Origin of the sequence: Burkholderia sp. Bp9099 (genome assembly GCF_003857805.1) — a bacterium.
Lineage (GTDB): Bacteria > Pseudomonadota > Gammaproteobacteria > Burkholderiales > Burkholderiaceae > Burkholderia.
In genome coordinates this window covers 136,228-155,932 of record NZ_QTPU01000003.1, presented here as the reverse complement: position 1 = coordinate 155,932, position 19,705 = coordinate 136,228, and the positions used below count along the sequence as shown (strand labels likewise).

The window sequence follows — 19,705 nt, the reverse complement described above, 5'->3', positions numbered from 1 at the left end:
ACTGGTGTGACGAACGGCGCGGCCGATTTTTTACCGTTTTGCGCGCAAAGCCGGCACGGATGCATTTTTTGAAGGCAGGGCTAAATATTTGCGCGGCCCGTTCGTCTATCAGGGAGGAAAGTCGCAACCGGGCCCGCCCCGCGCGCCGCTTTCGCATCAGTCTTGCCGTTTCCGCAGGGTTTGCCTGCCCTTCATTTATCGACGTTGCCGATGACCGCTGCCCACGAGCCTTCTTCCCCGCCGTCCCTCGACGCCTCCCCCGGCCGCCCTGCGGCCCGCCTGATCCTCGCGTTGCTGCGCGAAAGCCGCGCGTCGCTCGCGCTGGCGCTCGTCGCCTGCGTGCTCAACGGCGTCGCGAGCGTGCTGCTCGTCGCGACGCTGAACCGCGCGCTCGCGACGCCCGGCGCGGCCGACGCGGCGCTCGCGTGGCGCTTCGCGCTGTGCGCGGTGATTGCGCTCGTCACGCGGATCGTGTCGGGCACGCTGTTCGCCCGGCTGTCGCAGGACACGATGGCGCGGCTGCGCATGCATCTCGCGCGGCGCGTCGGCGCGGCCGAGCTGCGCGACATCGAGCGGATCGGCGCGGCGCCCGTGCAGTCGGTGCTGACCGACGACGCGACCAACGTGTCGATGCTGTTCTTCGCGCTGCCGAACCTGGTGATGCACGGCTCGATCGTGTTCGGCTGCCTCGGCTATCTCGCGTGGCTGTCGTGGCCCGTGTGCGTGCTCGCGCTGACCGCGATCGTCGCCGGCTCGCTCGGCTATCACACCGGCGATCGCCGCGCGATCGCGTCGCTGGAGGCGGCCGGCCACGCGCAGGACCGCCTGTTCGGCTATCTCGGCTCGCTGTTCTCCGGCGCGAAGGAACTGAAGCTGCACGACGCGCGCGCGCGCCAGTTCGTCGACGGCCAGCTCGGCGCCGCGATCGGCGAGGTGCGCGACCACCGCCGCCGCGCGTTCAGCGCGTATGCGATCGGCGTCGGCTGGATCATCTTCCTGTTCTACGTGTTCCTCGGCGCGGCCGCGTTCTGGCCGCAGCTGGGCGTGCATGCCGATGCGGGCACGGCGGCCGGCTACGTCGTCGTGTTCCTGTTCATGCTGGTGCCGCTCGACGGTCTGCTGAACAACCTGCCGACCGTCAACGCGGCGCGCGTGTCGCTCGGGCGCATCGAAGGCGTGATGGCCGAATTCGGCGCGCTGCGGACGGTGCCGCCTGCGAGCGACGCACCCGACGTGCCGCCGGCAGGCGCCGTCACGCTGCGCGGCGTCACGCACGCGTATTTCCACGAGCGCGACGAACGGATGTTCCGCATCGGGCCGATCGACCTGACGATCCGGCCGGGCGAGCTCGTATTCATCGTCGGCGGCAACGGCAGCGGCAAGACGACGCTCGCGAAGGTGCTGACGGGGCTCTACGAGCCGGAGGAAGGCACGATCGAGGTCGACGGCCGCCCGATCGGCTGGCGCGAGCGCGCTGCGTACCGGCAGCGTTTCAGCGCGGTGTTCAACGACTTCCACCTGTTCGATGCGCTGCTCGGCATCGTCGATCCCGACGATCCGGCGCGGGCGCAGGCCGATGCGCGCGCGAACGCGCTGGTCGCGAAGCTCGCGCTCGATCACAAGGTGAAGGTCGTCGACGGCGCGTTCTCGAACCGCGCGCTGTCGACCGGGCAACGCAAGCGGCTCGCGCTCGTCGTCGCGTACCTGGAGGACCGGCCGTTCTACCTGTTCGACGAATGGGCGGCCGACCAGGATCCGTCGTTCAAGGCGGTGTTCTACGAACAGTTGCTGCCCGAGCTGCGCGCGCGCGGCAAGGCCGTGATCGTGATCACGCACGACGACCGCTATTTCGGTCTCGCCGATCGCCTGCTGAAGCTCGACAACGGGCAGATCGTCAGCGATACGACGCCCGCGCGGTCACGCGCACGCGATGATGCGGATGTGCTGAGCGCGTAAGTATCGTCAAACACCTGCCGCCTGCGCGCAGCGGATGCTGCACGCAGGCGGTTTCAGGTTGGAAGAATGGTGAGCGTCGGGAAGTACCGGAAGAACCTGAGATATATCGTTCGGTGTGCGTAGTTGTTTGCGACGCCGACGGAATGCAGCGGAACAGGCATTCGCGCAACACGCGCGAGACAATGCAATTCGCGACCACGCCGCCCCACCCGCGCACGACCCGCCGCGCGTTCAGCGCACGGCCGGCAGCTTCAGCATCGTATCGGTCATCACGTCGGCCAGCTTCAGCGCCGACATCGGGCCGCCGAATCCCCAGATGTTCCGCTCGACGAGCGCGATCCTGCGCTCGCGCAGCGCGGGCACGAAACGCCACACCGGCGAATCGAGTTTCGACGACAGCGGCACGTCCATCCCCGTCGCGGTGACGAACAGCACGGCGAGATCGCGTTGCCGGAGCAGATCGGCGGACGTCACGTAGAGCGTGCCTTCCCGCGTCGGCTTCTTCGGCCACGGGTCGAGCCCGAGCGCGCGCGCGAGGCCGGCCGACGTGCTGTTGCCCGTATAGGCCCAGTAGCGGTCGGGCAGCCCGAGATCCTGCAGCAGTGCGATGTGTTCGCCGCCGCGGCCCGCGGCCGCGAGCCGCGCCGCATTGCGCGCGATCCCTGCGTCGAGTTGCGCTTCGACCGCCTGTGCGCGCGCCTCGCGCCCGGTCACGCGACCGATCGTCCGGAAGATCTGCCGCATCCAGTCGAACTGCGTGACGGGCACGCCGTCTTCCGACACGTTCGGGCTGAACTGGAACAGGATCGTCGGCGCGATCCGGTCGAGCGCGGCGAAGATCGGCGCATGCCGGAAGCCGACGCCGATGATCAGGTCGGGCTTCACCGCGGCAATCGCCTCGAGCCCTGGCTCCTGCCGCGAACCGATGTCGGCCACGTGCGCGAGCCGGTCGCTCTGGTAGCCGAGCCAGCCCGGATAAAACGCGGTATCGGCCATGCCGACCGGCACGAGGTCGAGCGCGATCACGCTTTCCGCGAACATGAAGTCGAGCGCGACCACGCGCTGCGGCCGCACGGGCATCGTCGCGCTCGCCTGCGACACGACGGGGTTGGCCGCGAGCGAGCGGCCCGGTTGCGACGGCATGCCGCCCTGCCCGGCGCGCGCGCCGTCCGCGATCGCGGCGGCCGGCGCACCGCAGCACGCGGCGCCGAGCGCGGCCAGTGCCGCGAGCGCATGGCGGCGGCCGGCATGCGGTACCGGCATCACCGGATCGCATCCTGCCCGGCCAGCGCCGCGTCGTCCATCGTCAATAGCAGCGGGCAGCTTCCACACAGTTGCGTTTCTCCAGGAATTTCATAGCGCAGGCAGCACACGCGGCGCGCGCGAAACGGCGTCGGCAGCAGCGGCGAGCGCGGCACGGCGTCGCGCACCGGCATGCGCAGCGGATTCGGCTCCCCGGCGACGCACGACGCGCCGAACAGCCAGTCGGCATCGCGAACGGGATCGGCCGCGCACGGCAGCGCGCGGTACGTGTCGAGCAGATAGTCGAGCAGGTTGCCCGCGTTGCTCCACAGCACGCGCGGCGTGACGCGGCCCATCGCCGCGAGCAGGTCGATCACCGCGCCGAGATGCGCGACGAGCCCCGCATAGCGCGGCGCAGGTTCGTCGCACGGCGCGCCGAGCGCGTCAGGCGAGACATACAGCGCGGCCGGCATCCCGTCGTCGAGCGCGACGAAGGTGCGCTCCGGCGCCATGTCGAGCGGCCGGCCGAGCGTCAGCGCGGCGACCACGCCGGCGGGCGCCGCGCGGCCGAAGTAGTACTTGCTCCATTGCGACACCAGCGCGCGCGCATGCAGCGCCGGATCGCCGCCGTAGTGGCGGACCATCGCGTCGAGCACCGTATCGCGATGCTCGGGCAGCGCGCTGACCGGCACGACGATCCGGCCCGGCGCGTGCGTGTCGTCGGGCATCCCGAGCCACACGGCGTCGAGATGCGCGGCGAACGGTTCGGGCGCGAACGCCGAGAATCGCGTGGCGCGTGCGCCGTCGAGCGCCGGCGTCATCGCCCCGCGCGCCGGGCGCGGCGCCCCTCGAGGATCAGCAACCCGAGCAGGTAAGGCGCGCCGATCAGCGCGGTCAGCACGCCGGCCGGCACTTCGCGCGGCGCGACGACCGTGCGGGCGGCCAGATCGGCGAGGCCGAGAATCAGCGCGCCGCATGCGGCCGCGAGCCACAGCCGCGTGCGATGCCGGCGCGCGCCGAGCATCGTCGCGACGTGCGGCGCCATCAGCCCGATGAAGCCGACCGGACCGACCGCCGCGACGGCCGCGCAGGCGGCGAGCGTCGCGATCGTCAGCGCGAGCGGCCGCAGCGCGGCGACCGGCAGGCCGAGCGCGGCCGCCTGGTCGTCGCCGAGCGCGAGCATGTCGAGCGGCCGCGCGAGCCATGCGAATACCGGCAGCGCCAGCACGCACCACGGCAGCAGCATCGACACCTCGCCCCAGCTGCGGCCGTAGGTGCCGCCGACGAGCCAGACGACGAAGCGCGCGGGCTGCACGCTTTGCTGCGTGATCAGCCATTGCGCGAGCGTGGTCCACAGCGCGCCGATCACGATGCCGGTCAGCGCGACCGCGAGCGGTGCGTAACGATGCCGGTGATTCAGCACGAGCGTGATCGCGAGCGACGCCGCACCGCCGCTCAACGCGGCCGCCGCGAGCGTCACGTGCCCCATCAGCGGCCACGTCGACAACGCGAACAGCGTGACGAGCCCCGCGCCCTGCGTGACGCCGAGAACTTCGGGGCCGGCGAGCGGGTTGCGCACGACGCTCTGCATCGCGACCCCGCTCACCGCCAGCAGCGCACCCGCCAGGAGCGCACACAGCAGCCGCGGCATGCGCAGGTCGATCAGCATCCGTGCGACGGCATCGTGACCCGACAGCGCGGCCGACCAGCGTGCCGGCGACAGCCATTCGGGGCCGGCCGACACGCCGACGAACACGACGAGCGCGCCGGCCACGACGAACAGCGCGGTGCGCAGCGGCCAGCCGAGCCGTTCGAGCCAGCCGACCATGCGCGTCGCCCCGCCGCCGGCCGCGCGTTCGGCTTGTGCGTGCAGCACGCCCGACCACGCGGCGCCGCGCCGGATCATCGCGAGCATCAGCGGCGTGCCGACGAGCGCGATCGCGACGCCGGTCGACAGCGTCGCGTCGAGGCCCGACGCGAGCACCGCACTGTCGGTGACGAGCACGAGCGCACCGCCCGCGAGCGCCGACAGCGGCACCAGCACGCCGAGCCGCGCCGCGCGTGCGCCGCGCACCTGGCGCAGCAGGTTCGGCGCGACCAGCCCGACATACGACAGCGGGCCCGCGATGCTGACGGCCACGCTGGTGAACGCGACGGCGACGATCGTCGCCGCGAGCCGCGTCGCGTCGACACGCACGCCGGCCGCGGCCGCCGCCTCGTCACCGAGCGCGAGCGGATTCAGCGGCCGGATCACGAACGGCAGCGCCAGCAGCGGCACGACGAGCCAGCGTGCGGCGAGCGCGAGCCCGGTCGCGCCCGGCTGATAGAGACTGCCGTTGGTCCACAGCGCGGCGCCCGCGATGTTCTGCTCGAAGAACGCGAGCACGAGCGTCGACAGCGCCGCGAACAGCAGCATGCAGACGCTGCCCGCGAGCACGAGCCGCAGCGGCGTCGCGCGCCAGCCGCCGGCCGCGACGATCGCGCACGCGGCGGCGACCAGCCCGCAGACGAACAGCAGCGGCACCGATGCGACCCCGGCGAGCGCCGGCACCAGCATCGCCGCGAGCAGGCCGAGCTGGGCGCCGCCCGTCACGCCGAGCAGGTCGGGGGACGCGAGCGGGTTGCGCGTGAGCGACTGGAACAGCGCGCCCGCGATGCCGAGGCAGCCGCCCGCCACGAGCGCGGCCGCGACGCGCGGCAGGTTGAGATCGAACAGGAACACGCCCGCGAGCGCGGCCGCGTCGCTGCCCGGCACGGCGTTCCACCACACGCGCAGGTCGGGTGCGACGCGCAGCACCGCCAGCACCGCGATCAGCGCGACGAGGCCGAGCGCGAGCGCGCCGGCGCGGCGGCCGGCTGCCGCACCGTGGGCGCCCTGCCCGCTCGCGGCGAGCCGTTTGCGCATCGCGAACGTCGTCATACGGCGATATCCCGCTGGACTGTGCGATCGAACGCGTCCGTCGCGCCGGATGCCGGCGGTCCGTAGGCCGGCACGCACATCGGCGCGCCCGTCTGCGGATGCGCGAGCTTCAGCATGTCGACGCCGAACGCCGCGCGCAGCCGCGCCGGCTCCAGCATCGCGTCGGGCGAGCCCTGCGCGACGAGGCGGCCGGCACGCATCAGCACGATGTCGTCGCTGTACGCCGCTGCCTGGTTCAGGTCGTGCAGGACCCACACGATCGTCAGCCCGCGCGCGCGGTTCAGCGCGCGCAGCGCGTCGAGGATGTCGAGCTGGTGATGGATGTCGAGATAGGTCGTCGGCTCGTCGAGCAGGACGATCGGCGCCTGCTGCGCGAGCGCCATCGCGATCCACGCGCGCTGCCGCTCGCCGCCCGACAGCGCGCCGACGTCGCGCCCGGCGTCGCCGGCGAGACCGCTCGTGTCGAGCGCCTCGTCGATCGCCGCATGATCGGCGCGCGACAGCCCGCGCAGGAAGCCGCCGTACGCGTAGCGCCCGTACGCGACGAGCTCGCGCACCGTCAGGCCCGACGGAATCTGGTTGAACTGCGCGAGCATCGTGAGCTCGCGCGCGAGCGCGCGGCGGCGAAACGACGCGAGCGGCTTGCCGTTCACGTCGACCTGGCCCGCACGCGCGGGCTGCAGGCCCGCGAGCGTGCGCAGCAGCGTGCTCTTGCCGCAGCCGTTCGGGCCGCACAGCGCCGTGACGCGGCCGGCCGCGATCGACAGGTCCAGCCCGTCGATCACGACATGGTCGCGATAACCCACGCTCAGCCCGCGCGCGGCCAGCGCGGCGGTACTACGCGTCATCGGTCCTCCGTTCGGTCGCGCGCGGGACCGTGTAACTCTGCGCCATCGCGACGACCACCTTGCGCGGCCCCTCGAACGGGTCCCGTGCGTGCGCGGTCAGCATGTTGTCGAGCATCAGCACGTCGCCCGTCCGCCACGGGAACACGATGCGCTGGCGGTCGAGCACGCCGCGGATCTCCGCGAGCGCGTCGGCCTCGAGCGGCTCGCCGTCGCCGTAGTACACGTTGCGCGGCACGTTCTCGAGCCCGACCGCGTCGACGAGCGCTTCCTGCATGTCGTCGTCGAGCGCGGACAGGTGAAACAGGTTCGCCTGGTTGAACCACACACGGTCGCCCGTGCGCGGATGGCGCGCGACGGCCTGGCAGCGTTCGCGCGTGCGCAGCAGCAGTTCGCCGTCGTCGTCGGTGCGCCATGCGCATTCGATCCCGCGCGCCGCGCACATCCGCTCGACCTCGGCCGGCACGTCGGTGCCGAACGATTGCTGCCACGGCAGGTCGAGCCCCTGGCCGAAATTGCGCACGTACAGCAGCTCGCGCTGCTCGAAGCGCGCGATGAGCGCCGGATCGAGCGCGCGATAGACGGCGCGGCTGTCCGCGATCGGCGTCGCCCCGCCCTTCGGCGCCGCGAGCGCGCAATGAAACCAGATCCGCAGCGGCCACTCGCGCGTATACGACTGTTCGTTGTGCAGCGGAATCGCGCGGTGCGGCGGGTATTCGGTCGACGTGTAGACAGCGCCCTCGACCTGGCTGCGCGGCGTCGACGCGTATTCATAGCCGATCAGCGGATCGCCGAACGATGCCGCGAACTGCTGGAACGCATCGATCGACGGCACGTGAAAGCCCGTGAACAGCACACCGCCCGCCCGTTCGAGCGTGTCGGCCGCGATCGCATGCGCGAGCGGCGCGATCTCGTCGATCGAAATGCCGTCGGCGCTGCGCGGCGACACGACGGTGGGCAGCCCCGGCTCGATACGCAGGTCGTCGAGCGTCGGCAACGAAAGCAGGGTCATGCAACGTCCTCTTCAGGTGACGCGCCGGATCGCGGCGCGGCGGGTCACGACGTGCGCGTCGCGCGCTCGCCGTCCATCGCGCGGCGCAGGCTCGCGGGGCGCATGTCGGTCCAGACGGTCTCGATGTGCGCGAGGCAGTCGGCTTTCGGGCCGCGCACGCCGACCTCGCGCCAGCCGGCCGGCACGGGCCGGAACGTCGGCCAGATCGAATACTGTTCTTCGTCGTTGATGACGACCGTGTAGACGAGGTCGTCGGTGTCGGCGGAAGGCGTCGTGGCTTGCGTCATGATCGAAAAAACGGGAAGCGGTTGAAGGATGCGAAGCGGCAAGTGACCGGACCGTCGGATCGTTGGACCGTTGAATCGGCCGCTCCTGTCTTGAAGACGATTGGCCGGCGCGTTTTTTTACCGTCGCCGCGCGCGGCCGCCGAGAAACACCGGGCACGCGACGCCGCGATGGCATGCGTCGAGGCATTCCGCGCAGTGCCGCTCCGCGTCGCGCACCATGAAATGCACGAGGGTTTGCGACACGTTCAGCGCGCGCGCCGCGGTCTGCAGCGTCTCCTCGCGCAGCCGCACCATCTCGAACGCCGCGCGGCTGCGCGCCGGCAGGTCGTCGAGCGCGGCCCATACGCGACGCAGCGTGTCGCGCGTCAGCAGCGCGGCCTCGGGCGTCGGTTCCGGCGACGGCACGTCGAAGCCGTCGTCCTCTTCCGTGTGATAGACGTTCTCGAGGCTTTGCCGGCGGCACGCGTCGATCGACGCGTTGCGCACCATCCGCGTCACGTACGCGACCGGCTGGCGCACGGCGTCCTGGTTCGGGAATTCGACGAGCTTCACGAACACGTCGTGCACGACGTCCTCGGCCCGGCTCGCACAACCGACGAAGCCGCGCGCGACGTTGACGAGCATCGTGCGATGGGCAATCAGCACGTCGAGCAGCGCGCCCTGCGCACGCGGCTGCGCGCCGCGATGCGCCCGCGGTGCGGGACGTGACGGGAGGTCCGGACAACTGCCGAGGAACGGGTTCGCCGCTGCGGCTGCCGGCCGTTCGAGCACTTCCGCCATTGCCATCGATCTGCTCCGTCAGATTTCGAGATAGCGCAATTTAACGTAAACGCAAATCATTCTCAATGCGATTACGAAATGCCCCTTCAGATCGTCAGGATTTGTCTGATTAATTGACGGGATCCGTGTTTTTGTCGGACGGGATGGCTGCCGCGCAGCGGTGGCGTGGGGAAAGCTTTCCGCGGGAAGGAATTGGCATGGCACCGTAAACGGCCCGCGGCGCCAGGTGGGTGTGGCACGGCGTCGGGAGCGCCGCAAAGAAGCGCCGGCATGCCGGCGCTTCTTTCATGGCGCGCGCGACGCGTCCGGCCGCGCACGCAGCGCGCGTCAGTAGATGAACAGCCGGATCGTTGCGGTTGCATCGAACCGCCCGATCTTCGGCGGCCCGAACGACTTCAGCACCGCGTCCATCCGCACGCTTTGATTCATCACGTTCGACGGAAACTGCGCGAGCGTGAACTGCTGGTTGAACGGAATCGCGTTGCCCTTGCTGTCCTCGATGCCGATCCCGAAATTGCTGTCCTTCGCCGGCACCAGCAGGCCGTTCTGCAGCGGATAGCTCGTTTCGAAATAGCCGTCGACGCGCACCGCGACGTTGCACTTCTTGGACAACGACAACGAGAACGGCTTGCGCGGCACCGCGGGCAGGAAGCCGTTACCCACCGCCTGCACCTGTCCGAAGTTGACGATGCCCGGTTCGGGCGTCACGAGCACGTCGACGAAGCACGGCGTCGGCTTGAGGTTGCGCAGGCCGCTCAGGCGGTACTGGAAGCTCGTGCCGAATGCATTCAGCCCGAACTCGCCGTCGAACTGGAACACCGTGTAGATATCGCTCGGCGGCTGGACCCAGTTGCCCTTCTTGCGCACGACGACCTGGTAGTCGATGCTGATGCGGGTCTGCTCGCAACGCCTGTGATCGAAGTCTTCCCTGCTGCACGGCGGCACCGCATAGCCGGTAAACACCCCGCCGCCGCGATTGCTCGTCTTGTCGAAGTAGTCGACGCCCTTGTAGCGGATGCCGATCTCCAGCCCCCACGCGGCCGGGTTCGTGCGATTCGGATTCGCGTAGAAATAGATGTTGTCGACGACTTTCAGGCTGTCGGCATCGCCGAGGTCCTTGTAGCAATACCCCGACGTCGTGCGGACCGGCGACACCCAGATCACGTAGCCGTCCGGCGCGTCGGTCGGATACGACGCCACGCCGCCGATCGGCTCGGTCAGCGAGGTCGCGCCGCTGTTCGTCAGGCATCGCAGCGCCCACGCCGGCTGCGCCGCCGCGACCAGCAACGCAAGCACGAGCCAGCGCAGCCATGCTGCCGGCCATTGCCGTTCGCGCATCCCGCCGCTCATCGCTTCACGCTCTTGCACGCACCGGCGTCGCACGCGTATTCGACCGCCACCTGGCCGCCGTAATCGTCGATATGCGTGACGAACAGCGTCGACGGCGTCGCGGCCTTGAACGGCACGCCGGCCGTGCTCATCGGGCTCACCATCACCGGCTCGATCGGCACCGGCGTCTTCTGCGCGCCGGCCGTCACCTCCACCACCGTCACGTGGTACGGCGTCGGGTTGTCGAACACGAGCGTGTGCGCGGCCGGGTCCACCCGCAGCGTCATCGGCAGCGTCCAGTCCTCGTCGCGCGCGGGCTGCACGGCCTTCGGCCGGTAGAACAGCTTCATCTGCGTATGCAGCGCGATCTGCAGCGTGTTCGGTATATCGGACTTCGGCGGCACTTCGCGGATGTTCAGGTAGAACACCGATTCGCGATCGGCCGGCAGCGCGGCACCGGGCAGCTTCGCGATCCGCAGCACGTTGCGCTCGTTCGCCTCGATGCGCTGCAGCGGCGGCACGACCATCAGCGGCGACGCGATCTTGTTGCCCTTCGCGTCCTCGAGCCACGACTGCACGAGATACGGATACGTCGTGCTCTTGTTCGTGATCGTGACGATCGCGGCCTGTTCGCCTTCGTTGAAGATCACGCGGGTGCGGTCCGGGACGATCGCCGCGTGCGCGACACCGGCGAGCAGCGCGCTCGCCGCGCTCAGCATGCACGACGCGCGGCGCAGGAAGGAAAGGGAGAAAACGTGGTTCATCGCTGGATCCGTGAAATCATCGTTCGATCCGTGCGGCCGCTGCGTGCGACTCGCCGGATGCCTGGCACGTCACCGGAATCGGCGTGCCTTCGAGTTGAAGCTGGTTCGGCAGCACGTCCACCGTGCACAGCGTGCGTTCGCCCGCGCGCACCGCGAGCGCCGATTTCGGCTGAACCTGGGTCAGGAACGCCGCGCCGCCCTCGCCGACGATGCCGAGCTCCTTGCCGTTCGCCGCGTCCTGCACCGATGCGCCGAACGGCAGCGGCTTGCCGGCCGCGTCGGTCAGCGTCAGGTACAGGTTGCTGCCGCGCGCCGCCGAAAACCTGACGAAGCCGATCGCGCCGTCGGTCAGCACCATGCGCTGGATCGGGTTCGATACCTGCACCTCGAGCGGCAGCTTCTCGACGTTGACGGTCGCGTCGTACACGTTGTACGGCGAGATCCCGTCGAGCACCGCATAGCCGCGCGAGTCGGTGTGCGTGAGCGTGCCGGACAGCGGCACGTCGCGCACGCCGTCGGTCGAGACCAGGAGGCGCGTATCGCCCGCGTTGCCGTTCGCGTGTGCGGCGAGCCCGTACTGCGTCGCGACGAGCGAGCCGTCGACCTCGAGCGACGCGGCCGCATACGCGTTCGCGACCGTCGACGCCTGTGCGGTCAACTGGACCGTCGACGTGCGCTGGCGGAAACTCGCGTTCGCCGATGCGCGGCCGTCGGTCGCGCCCGCGTTGACCTGGTAGGTGCGGCCGTCCGGATCGTCGTAGATGTAGCCTGCGTTCGCGCTCGTGCTGCCGTTGCCCGTCGTCAGGTTCGACGTGACCGTGTGACGACCGCCGATCGGCAGCGTCGCGGTCACCGAGAACTGGTTGCCGCTCGTGCCCGCGCTTTGCGTACGGAACGCCGACAGGCTGACGTTCAGGTTGCGCAGCGCACCGATCGAGAACGCACGCGTCAACGTGAGGCCGATGCGCTGCTCGGACGAGCGCGCCCAGTAAGTCGTCTGGTCGTACGAAAAATAGGTCGACGTGTCGCCGAAGCGCTTCGACAGCGTCGCCGAATAGCGCTGCTTGCTGTTGGCGAGGCCGTATGCGGTCGGGTCGCCCGAGAACTGCGCGAAGTTCGTGTATTCGCGCTCGGAAAAGCGGTAGCCGAAAAAGCGCACGTCGGCATCGAGCGTGTCGAAATGCTTCGAATAGTTGATCCGGTACGAGTTGCCGTTGCGCGTCGCGCCGTTCCACCACAGGCGCGCACGCGCATGCGTGACATCGGCCGAGACTGCGCCGAACGTGCCGAAATCGCGGCCGACACCGAGCGCGATCGACGTATAGCCCGACGCGGCGATGAAGCCGCCGTACACGGTGAAATCCAGCGGCAGGCCGTACGCCGCTTCACCGAAACCGAAGAACGGCGTGATGCCGGCGCCACCGAACTGCCGCGGCTTGCCGACCGCGGCCTTGTAGCGCAGCTGTCCGGTGCGCGCGAGAAACGGCACGGCGGCCGTCGTCACCTGGAAGCGCTGCACGCTGCCGTCTTCTTCCTCGACTGCGACGTCGAGCGTGCCCTGCACGCTCGTGTTGATGTTCTGCAGCGCGAATGCGCCCGGCGACACGCGCGTCACGTACAGCACGCGGCCCGCCTGCGAGACGGTCACGGTCGCGTTGGTGCGCGCGACGCCCGCGATCAGCGGCGCATAGCCGCGCAGCGAAGGCGGCAGCATGCGGTCGTCGCTGCGGATCGACGCGCCGGTCAGCGCGAACGTGTCGAAAATGTCCGAACTCAGGTAGTCGTCGCCGAACGTCACCGTCGACTGGATCGACGGCAGCGCACGAAATGCGTAAAGCCGGCTGAAGCGGAACGTGCGATCCGCGTACGCGCTGCTGCCCGCGTTCGACTGCGCCTGGTAGTCGCCGCGAAAGCGCCACGCGTCCCAGTTCGCGCCGATCGTTCCGTAGGCCTGGATCGAATTCGTCTGCTCGCCGCCCGAACCGAAGTTGCGGTTCGTGTTCGCGATCACGCGATAGTCGAGCATCGCGCCCGGAATCCCTTCGGACCAGCGCTCCGGCGGCAGGTAGTTCGAATCGGTGAATTCGAGCGCGGCCTGCGGAATCGTGATCTTGAGCCGACCGTCGCTCTTCAGGTAACGCACGGTGGCGCCCTCGATCGCGCCGAGATCGACGCAGCGACCGCCCTGGAAGCGCGGCAGGTCCTTCGCGAGCGACGGCTTCAGCCCGAACTGCGCGACGAGTTCCGGAGGCAGGCACGGCTTGCCAGCGCCGGACGGGTCGAGCGCGATGAACTGGATCGCCTGCAGCCCGTAGAACAGGTCGTTGACCTGCACGTCGAGCATGTATTCGCCCGGCAGCGTGAAGTCGGCCTGCGCGAACTGCGACAGGTCGAAGTTGTTCGAGCCGTCGATGTCGAGGAACGACGAATTGAATTCCGTCGCATGGCTCTGGCTGCCGACCACCAGCACGGAGACGCAAAGGAAGGAATGTCTGATTCGCACGCGGTGCTACCGGAAGTCCGAGAAAAACTGGGCAGGAAAACAGGCAGGAGAAGGGGTGCGCGCACCCCTCCCCCGTGACGGCCGCTTACTGGTAGCGAACCGTGAAGTTCGCGACGCCGTCGGCCGTACCCGGCGTCACGTCGGCTGCCGTCGCTTCGTAGCGTGCAGCGAAGCGCACGGTGTTGTTGCCGTTCTGCAGCAGGGTTGCAGCGGCCTGTTCGACGCCGTTGTCGAGGTCTTCGCCCGTTGCGCCCTGTACGCGGATGCCGACGTTGGTTGCCGAGCCGATCGTGGCGAGCAGCTTCGGCTGGGCCGCGTTCGACGTACCCGTGAACGTGAAGAATGCGTTCTTCGAGATGCTGGTGTCGCAGTCGGTCAGGACGATGTCGAACTTGACCGGCTCGGACTTGTCGCCGGCCTTCTTGAACGTGTGGGTCGGCACCTTGCCGAGGTTCACGGTCTGGTTGACCGAACCCGAGTCGATACCGCACGCGCCCGCGACGATCTCGCCCGTGAAGTTGATCGTGCCGGTGCCGGCTGCGAAGGCCGAGGTGGACAGGGCTGCGAGTGCGACAGCGGCCAGGAGGGATTTTTTCATGACGTTTTCCGTGAGAATTGCAAAGGGAATGGACGACGTGGCGGATACAAAAGGCAGCGTGTGGTTGGCTTCCGTCCGTCACGAGGCGGCATTATCGAGATATGAATGAAAGAATTCTGTAAAGCATTGTCAAATCGCAAATGACAATCTTCGCCTTGCGTACTTTCAAACCCACTGTTTCCTTGAAATTCTCAATCACGATATTTTCATCCGCAGTCCTTTTTGATTTTCTAGAACCGACTGAAAATTAAAGACATTTCCTTTTTGGGATCGCTTATTCCCCGCCCTCCCTTGCTGGATATGGCTTCGACGGATTACCAATCAAAAATGCCAAAATTCTGTCCGATCCTGCCATCGTTGCCCGACCGCAACGAATGCATTCATCGATTTTCAACTGAGAGGAAATTAACGGCCGATTTTCGGTGTTGCGGATTTCTCGCGCAAACGATTGCGCAATCCGCACAAACGTTTTACCGCGACATTTCGTCACCCGTCATTATTCCCGATACAAGAATCAATTGAATCGTCAACCCGGGATTAAAAGCCGCATGTAATGCCGTGCGCCGTCTCGGCATTCGGCGTACATGCGCGACGACGCGCACGCGACGTTTCGGTGCCCTGGATGGAATCGAAAAAGGAGGAAGTCCGGCACGCTCGGGGCCGTGTGACGACACGATCGGTCGCCAGGATGCGTGACGGGTTGAAGGCGCGCTTCAGCTCGACAGCGGGGAGAAACTACGTGGATGACGACGACGCGCGGATGCGTTCATCGTCGATCGGTGCCGATGGCCGGATGGACGCCACACCGGCCGGGGTGGCGACGACACATCGCAATGCGCGATCGCCACCCGCACGGCTAGCGAATCACGCGGCGGCCTCCCCGGCTGACGCCGGCGTCCAGCCGCCGCCCAGTGCGCGATACAGCGCAATCGCATTCGCGAGCCTCAGTTCCTTGAGCCGGATCAGTTCCTGTCCCGACTCGTACGTGCTGCGCTGCGCGTCGAGCAGTTCGAGATACGTCGCGACGCCGCCCGCATAGCGGCGCTCGGCGAGCTTCAGCCGCGCGCCGTCGGCCGCGTACACGTCCTGCTGCGCGGCAAGCTGGCGATCGATCCAGTCGCGCGCGGCGAACGCGTCGGCCACTTCGCGAAACGCGGTCTGCACGGTCTTCTCGTATTCGGCGACCGCGATGTGCTTGCGCGCGGTCGCGACGTCGAGATTCGCGCGATTGCGGCCGCCCGCGAAGATCGGCAGCGTGATGCGCGGCGCGAACGTCCACACGCTCGTGCCGCCCGCGAACAGGCTCGAGAACGCGTCGCTGACCGAGCCGTAGTCGGTCGTCAGCGCGACGCGCGGGAAGAACGCCGCGCGCGCGGCGCCGATCTGCGCGTTCGCGGCCTTGAGCCGCGACTCGGCCTGCCGGATGTCCGGCCGCCGCTCGAGCAGCGCGCTCGGCGCGCCGGGTGCCACCGGCGCGACCGCGAGCGCGTCGAGCGCGGTGCCGTCGGCCGGCACCGTGCGCGCGAAATCGCCGGCAAGCAACTGCAGCGCGCGCACCGACTGCGCGTGTTCGCGCTGCAGCGCGGCCTGCGACGCACGTGCGGACGCGACCAGCATCTCGGCCGAGCGCAGCTCGATCGCATCGCTCGTGCCGGCCGCATAGCGGCGCTGCGTGAGCGCGGCGATGCGCTCGCGTGCGTCGAGGGTGTGCTGCGCCAGCGCCAGTTGTGCGTGCAACGACCGTTCGGAAACGTACGCGCCGGCGACTTCGGCAATCACGCCGATGCGCACCGTGCGCTGCGCGTCGGCCGTCGCGAAATACTCGGCGAGCGCCGCATCCGACAGGTTGCGCACGCGGCCGAACAGGTCGAGCTCGTACGCGCTGATACCCACGCCGGCGCGATACAGCCCGCTCACCGCGCTCTCGCGCACGACCGGGTCGTACTGGCGCGTGCGCTCGTAGCCGAGGTTCGCGTCGAGCGACGGCATCAGGTCCGCACGCTGCACGCCGTACAGCGCGCGCGCTTCGTCGAGCCGGCCGGCCGCGATCCGCAGGTCGCGATTGTTCGCGAGCGCCGCGTCGATCCAGGCCTGCAGCGCCGGGTCGGTGAAATATGCGCGCCAGTCGTCGAGCAGCGCGGCATCGGCAGGCGCCGCGACCGACGCCGGCTGCGTGCCGCCGTCGACCGGCGCATAGCTGGCCGGCACCGGCGCCGCCGGCCGCTCGTAGCGCGGCGCGAGCGAGCAGCCGGCGAGCGCGAACGCGAGTGCCGCGGCCAGCGCGACCGGGGCCCGCGGCGTCGAGCGCGCCTTCAGGTGAAACGTCATTGCGCACCCTCCATCGTCGCCGGCCGCGACCCGCCGCGCCGGCGCGGGCCGACGTCGAACAGGCGGCCGACGATCACGAAAAACAGCGGGACGAGGAATACCGCGAGCACCGTCGCCGTGATCACGCCGCCGAGCACGCCGGTGCCGATCGCCATCTGCGCGCCGGACGCGGCGCCCGATGCGAACGTGAGCGGCAGCACGCCGACGCCGAATGCGAGCGACGTCATCACGATCGGCCGCAGCCGCAGGCGCGCGGCCTCGAGCGCCGCGTCGACGAGCGACATGCGCTGCGCGACCAGGTCCTTCGCGACTTCGACGATCAGGATCGCGTTCTTCGCGGACAACCCGATCGTCGCGATCAGCCCCACCTTGAAGTAGATGTCGTTCGGCATCGCGCGCAGCGTTACGCCGAGCACCGCGCCGATCACGCCGAGCGGCACGACCAGCATCACCGCGAACGGGATCGACCAGCTCTCGTACAGCGCCGCGAGCGCGAGAAACACGACGAGCACCGACAGCGCGAACAGCATCGGCGCCTGTGCGCCCGACAGCCGCTCCTCGAACGACTGCCCCGACCACGCGTAGCCGATGCCGGCCGGCAGTTTCGCGGCGAGCCGCTCGATCGCGGCCATCGCTTCGCCGCTGCTGTGTCCCGGCGCGGCCGAGCCGTTGATCGTGAACGACGGATAGCCGTTGTAGCGCGTGAGCTGCGGCGGCCCGAGCGTCCAGTGCAGCGTCGCGAACGCCGCGAGCGGCACCATCTCGCCGCGCGCGTTGCGCACGCGCAGCTTCTGCACATCGTCCGGATCGAGCCGGTGCCGCCCGTCGGCCTGCACGATCACGCGGCGCACCTGCGTGCCGTGCATGAAGTCGCCGATATAGTCGGAGCCGAACATCACCGCGAGCGTCGTGTTGATCTCGTCCATCGACACGCCGAGCGCCGACGCCTTGGCACGATCGATGTCGAGCTTGAGCTGCGGCGCGTCCTGCGTGCCGGCGAACATCAGGTCGGTGAGCGCCGGATCCTTGCCGCCCGCCGCGAGCAGTTGCTCGCGCGCGGCGCTGAACGCCGCATGGTCGAGCCCGCCGCGGTTCTGCAGCCGGAAGTCGAAGCCGCCCGTCGAACCGAGATCGGGCAGCGCCGGCGAGTTCATCGCGAACACCGTGGTGTTCGCCGTGCCCGCGAAGCGCGCGTTGATGCGCGCGACGATCGCCTGCACGTGATCGCGCCCGGCCTTGCGCTCCTTCCAGTTCTTCAGCGTGACGAAGATCATCCCGCCGTTCGGCCCCTCGCCGTACAGGTTGAAGCCGCCGAGCGCGAACGTGTACGCGGCCGGCTCGTCGCGACGAATGTACGATTCGACCTCGCGCACGCTCTGCATCGTTTCCGCTAGCGGCGTGCCCTGCGGCCGGATCACCATCACCATGAAGTTGCCCTGGTCCTCGTCGGGCAGGAACGCGCTCGGCAGTTGCGTGAGCATCAGCGCGGCCGCCGCGGTCAGCGCACCGTACACGACCAGCCAGCGCAGCGGCTTGTTCAGCATCGCGCCGACGCGCGTCGCATAGCGCTGCGTCGAGCGCGCGACGAAGCGGTTGAACCAGCCGAAGAAACCGCGCTTTTCGTGATGGTCGCCGGATACCGGCTTGAGCAGCGTCGCGCACAACGCGGGCGTCAGCGACAGCGCGAGAAACGCCGAGAAGCCGATCGAGACCGCGAGCGCCAGCGCGAACTGCCGGTAGATGTTGCCCACCGCGCCGCCGAAGAACGCCATCGGCACGAACACCGACGTCAGCACGACCGTGATGCCGACGATCGCGCCGCTGATCTGCTGCATCGCCTTGACGGTCGCGTCGTAGGGCCCGAGCCCTTCCTCGACCATCAGTCGCTCGACGTTCTCGACGACGACGATCGCATCGTCGACGAGGATGCCGATCGCGAGCACCATCCCGAACATCGTCAGCACGTTGATCGAGAAGCCGGCCGCATGCATCACGCCGAACGTGCCCGCGAGCGCGACCGGCACGACGAGCGTGGGGATCAGCGTCGCGCGCAGGTTCTGCATGAACAGGAACATCACGAGGAACACCAGCACGCCGGCCTCGACGAGCGTCGTGACGACCTTGTTCATCGACACGCGCACGAACGACGACGTCTCGTACGGGATCTGGTATTTCACGCCCGGCGAGAAGTAGGCGGACAGCGCGTCCATCGCCGCGCGCACGCGCTGCTCGGTGGCCACCGCGTTCGAGCCGGGCGCGAGCTTGATGCCCATGCCCGTGGCGACCTTGCCGTTCACGTACGACGGATAGTTGTAGTCGTTGCCGCCGAACTCGATGCGCGCGACGTCGCGCAGATAGAGCGCGGCGCCGTCCGGCTGCGTGCGCAGCGCGATCGCGCCGAAGTCGGCCGGCGTCTTCAGCGGCGCGTCGGCGAACACCGTCGCCGCGATCGGCGCGCTGTCCGGCACCGCGCTGCGGCCGATGTCGCCGACCGTCACGCGCGCGTTGTGCGCACGCACGGCCGACGCGATGTCCGACGCGGTGAGGCCGTGCCCGGCCATCTTCACCGGGTCGGGCCAGATCCGCATCGCGTATTCGGCGCCCCAGAACTGCACCCGGCCGACGCCGTCGACGCGGCGCAGCGCCTGCACGACGTTCGCCGACGCGTATTCGCCGAGCTGCACGTCGCTCATCCGGCCGTCGTCGGACGTCAGCGACACGACGAGCTGGATGTTGTCCGCGGCCTTCTCGACCTGGATGCCGTCGCGCCGCACGGGTTCGGGCAGCCGCGCCTCGACCGTCTTCAGCCGGTTCTGCACTTCGACGGCCGCGAGATCGGCGTTGACGCCCTGCTTGAACGTCAGGTAGAGCGATGCCATCCCGGCGCTGCTCGTCGCGGACGTATACAGCAGCCCCGGCGCGCCGTTCATCTCGCGCTCGATCAGCGCGGTCACCGATTCCTCGACGACCTGCGCGGACGCACCCGGATACGTCGCATAGATGCTGACGACGGGCGGCGCGATGTCCGGATACTGCGCGACGGGCAGCGCGCGAATCGCGAACACGCCGCCGAGCATGATGAAGAGTGCGATCACCCACGCGAAGACGGGGCGATTGATGAAGAAACGTGCCATGTTGGTC

The 19,705-nt window shown here is 68.9% G+C and carries 14 protein-coding genes; 1 reads left to right on the top strand and 13 read right to left on the bottom strand.

Going from position 1 to position 19,705, the window contains the following annotated elements; genetic code table 11:
* Positions 1-210: 210 nt before the first annotated feature.
* Positions 211-1,956, top strand: coding sequence for a cyclic peptide export ABC transporter (locus DIE17_RS04360; protein ID WP_124522184.1), 1,746 nt, complete (start codon positions 211-213; stop codon positions 1,954-1,956).
* A 231-nt stretch (positions 1,957-2,187) separates the two neighbouring features.
* Here the strand turns inward: DIE17_RS04360 and DIE17_RS04355 are convergent, their stop codons facing one another.
* From DIE17_RS04355 to DIE17_RS04295, 13 genes are all read right to left on the bottom strand, one after another.
* On the bottom strand, positions 2,188-3,219 hold the full coding sequence (locus DIE17_RS04355) for an ABC transporter substrate-binding protein (RefSeq protein WP_124522186.1): 1,032 nt from the start codon (positions 3,217-3,219) through the stop codon (positions 2,188-2,190).
* Positions 3,219-4,019: a siderophore-iron reductase FhuF gene (gene fhuF / locus DIE17_RS04350; protein WP_124522188.1), complete on the bottom strand. Its 801-nt coding sequence runs from the start codon at positions 4,017-4,019 to the stop codon at positions 3,219-3,221. The genes DIE17_RS04355 and fhuF overlap by 1 nt, the downstream gene beginning before the upstream one ends.
* Entirely contained in the window at positions 4,016-6,118 is a 2,103-nt protein-coding gene (fhuB, locus tag DIE17_RS04345) for a Fe(3+)-hydroxamate ABC transporter permease FhuB (protein WP_124522190.1), read from the bottom strand. The genes fhuF and fhuB overlap by 4 nt, the downstream gene beginning before the upstream one ends.
* The gene (locus tag DIE17_RS04340) at positions 6,115-6,966 is read right to left on the bottom strand and encodes an ABC transporter ATP-binding protein (protein WP_124522192.1); all 852 of its coding nucleotides are present in this window, start codon (positions 6,964-6,966) and stop codon (positions 6,115-6,117) included. The genes fhuB and DIE17_RS04340 overlap by 4 nt, the downstream gene beginning before the upstream one ends.
* Complete coding sequence (locus DIE17_RS04335; protein WP_124522194.1) at positions 6,956-7,975, bottom strand: TauD/TfdA family dioxygenase; 1,020 nt, start codon at positions 7,973-7,975, stop codon at positions 6,956-6,958. The genes DIE17_RS04340 and DIE17_RS04335 overlap by 11 nt, the downstream gene beginning before the upstream one ends.
* A 44-nt stretch (positions 7,976-8,019) precedes the next feature.
* Entirely contained in the window at positions 8,020-8,262 is a 243-nt protein-coding gene (locus DIE17_RS04330) for an MbtH family NRPS accessory protein (protein ID WP_044843583.1), read from the bottom strand.
* Between the two features lie 117 nt (positions 8,263-8,379).
* A complete protein-coding gene (locus DIE17_RS04325) occupies positions 8,380-9,048 on the bottom strand; it encodes an RNA polymerase factor sigma-70 (protein WP_124522196.1) in 669 nt (222 codons plus the stop codon).
* Between the two features lie 321 nt (positions 9,049-9,369).
* On the bottom strand, positions 9,370-10,392 hold the full coding sequence (locus DIE17_RS04320) for a fimbrial protein (protein WP_124485720.1): 1,023 nt from the start codon (positions 10,390-10,392) through the stop codon (positions 9,370-9,372).
* Complete coding sequence (locus tag DIE17_RS04315; protein ID WP_124485527.1) at positions 10,389-11,135, bottom strand: molecular chaperone; 747 nt, start codon at positions 11,133-11,135, stop codon at positions 10,389-10,391. The genes DIE17_RS04320 and DIE17_RS04315 overlap by 4 nt, the downstream gene beginning before the upstream one ends.
* A gap of 16 nt (positions 11,136-11,151) precedes the next feature.
* Complete coding sequence (locus DIE17_RS04310; protein ID WP_124920752.1) at positions 11,152-13,605, bottom strand: fimbria/pilus outer membrane usher protein; 2,454 nt, start codon at positions 13,603-13,605, stop codon at positions 11,152-11,154.
* Between the two features lie 118 nt (positions 13,606-13,723).
* Positions 13,724-14,236, bottom strand: coding sequence for a fimbrial protein (locus tag DIE17_RS04305; RefSeq protein WP_044843588.1), 513 nt, complete (start codon positions 14,234-14,236; stop codon positions 13,724-13,726).
* A gap of 864 nt (positions 14,237-15,100) precedes the next feature.
* Complete coding sequence (locus DIE17_RS04300) at positions 15,101-16,564, bottom strand: efflux transporter outer membrane subunit (protein WP_124522198.1); 1,464 nt, start codon at positions 16,562-16,564, stop codon at positions 15,101-15,103.
* Entirely contained in the window at positions 16,561-19,698 is a 3,138-nt protein-coding gene (locus DIE17_RS04295; RefSeq protein WP_124522200.1) for a multidrug efflux RND transporter permease subunit, read from the bottom strand. The genes DIE17_RS04300 and DIE17_RS04295 overlap by 4 nt, the downstream gene beginning before the upstream one ends.
* Positions 19,699-19,705: the final 7 nt, after the last annotated feature.

Coding starts and splice junctions, on each gene's coding strand:
- DIE17_RS04360 (WP_124522184.1), top strand. CDS start 211: ATGACCGCTGCCCACGAGCCTTCTTCCCCGCCGTCCCTCGACGCCTCC.
- DIE17_RS04355 (WP_124522186.1), bottom strand. CDS start 3,219: ATGCCGGTACCGCATGCCGGCCGCCGCCATGCGCTCGCGGCACTGGCC.
- fhuF (WP_124522188.1), bottom strand. CDS start 4,019: ATGACGCCGGCGCTCGACGGCGCACGCGCCACGCGATTCTCGGCGTTC.
- fhuB (WP_124522190.1), bottom strand. CDS start 6,118: ATGACGACGTTCGCGATGCGCAAACGGCTCGCCGCGAGCGGGCAGGGC.
- DIE17_RS04340 (WP_124522192.1), bottom strand. CDS start 6,966: ATGACGCGTAGTACCGCCGCGCTGGCCGCGCGCGGGCTGAGCGTGGGT.
- DIE17_RS04335 (WP_124522194.1), bottom strand. CDS start 7,975: ATGACCCTGCTTTCGTTGCCGACGCTCGACGACCTGCGTATCGAGCCG.
- DIE17_RS04330 (WP_044843583.1), bottom strand. CDS start 8,262: ATGACGCAAGCCACGACGCCTTCCGCCGACACCGACGACCTCGTCTAC.
- DIE17_RS04325 (WP_124522196.1), bottom strand. CDS start 9,048: ATGGCAATGGCGGAAGTGCTCGAACGGCCGGCAGCCGCAGCGGCGAAC.
- DIE17_RS04320 (WP_124485720.1), bottom strand. CDS start 10,392: ATGAGCGGCGGGATGCGCGAACGGCAATGGCCGGCAGCATGGCTGCGC.
- DIE17_RS04315 (WP_124485527.1), bottom strand. CDS start 11,135: ATGAACCACGTTTTCTCCCTTTCCTTCCTGCGCCGCGCGTCGTGCATG.
- DIE17_RS04305 (WP_044843588.1), bottom strand. CDS start 14,236: ATGAAAAAATCCCTCCTGGCCGCTGTCGCACTCGCAGCCCTGTCCACC.
- DIE17_RS04300 (WP_124522198.1), bottom strand. CDS start 16,564: ATGACGTTTCACCTGAAGGCGCGCTCGACGCCGCGGGCCCCGGTCGCG.
- DIE17_RS04295 (WP_124522200.1), bottom strand. CDS start 19,698: ATGGCACGTTTCTTCATCAATCGCCCCGTCTTCGCGTGGGTGATCGCA.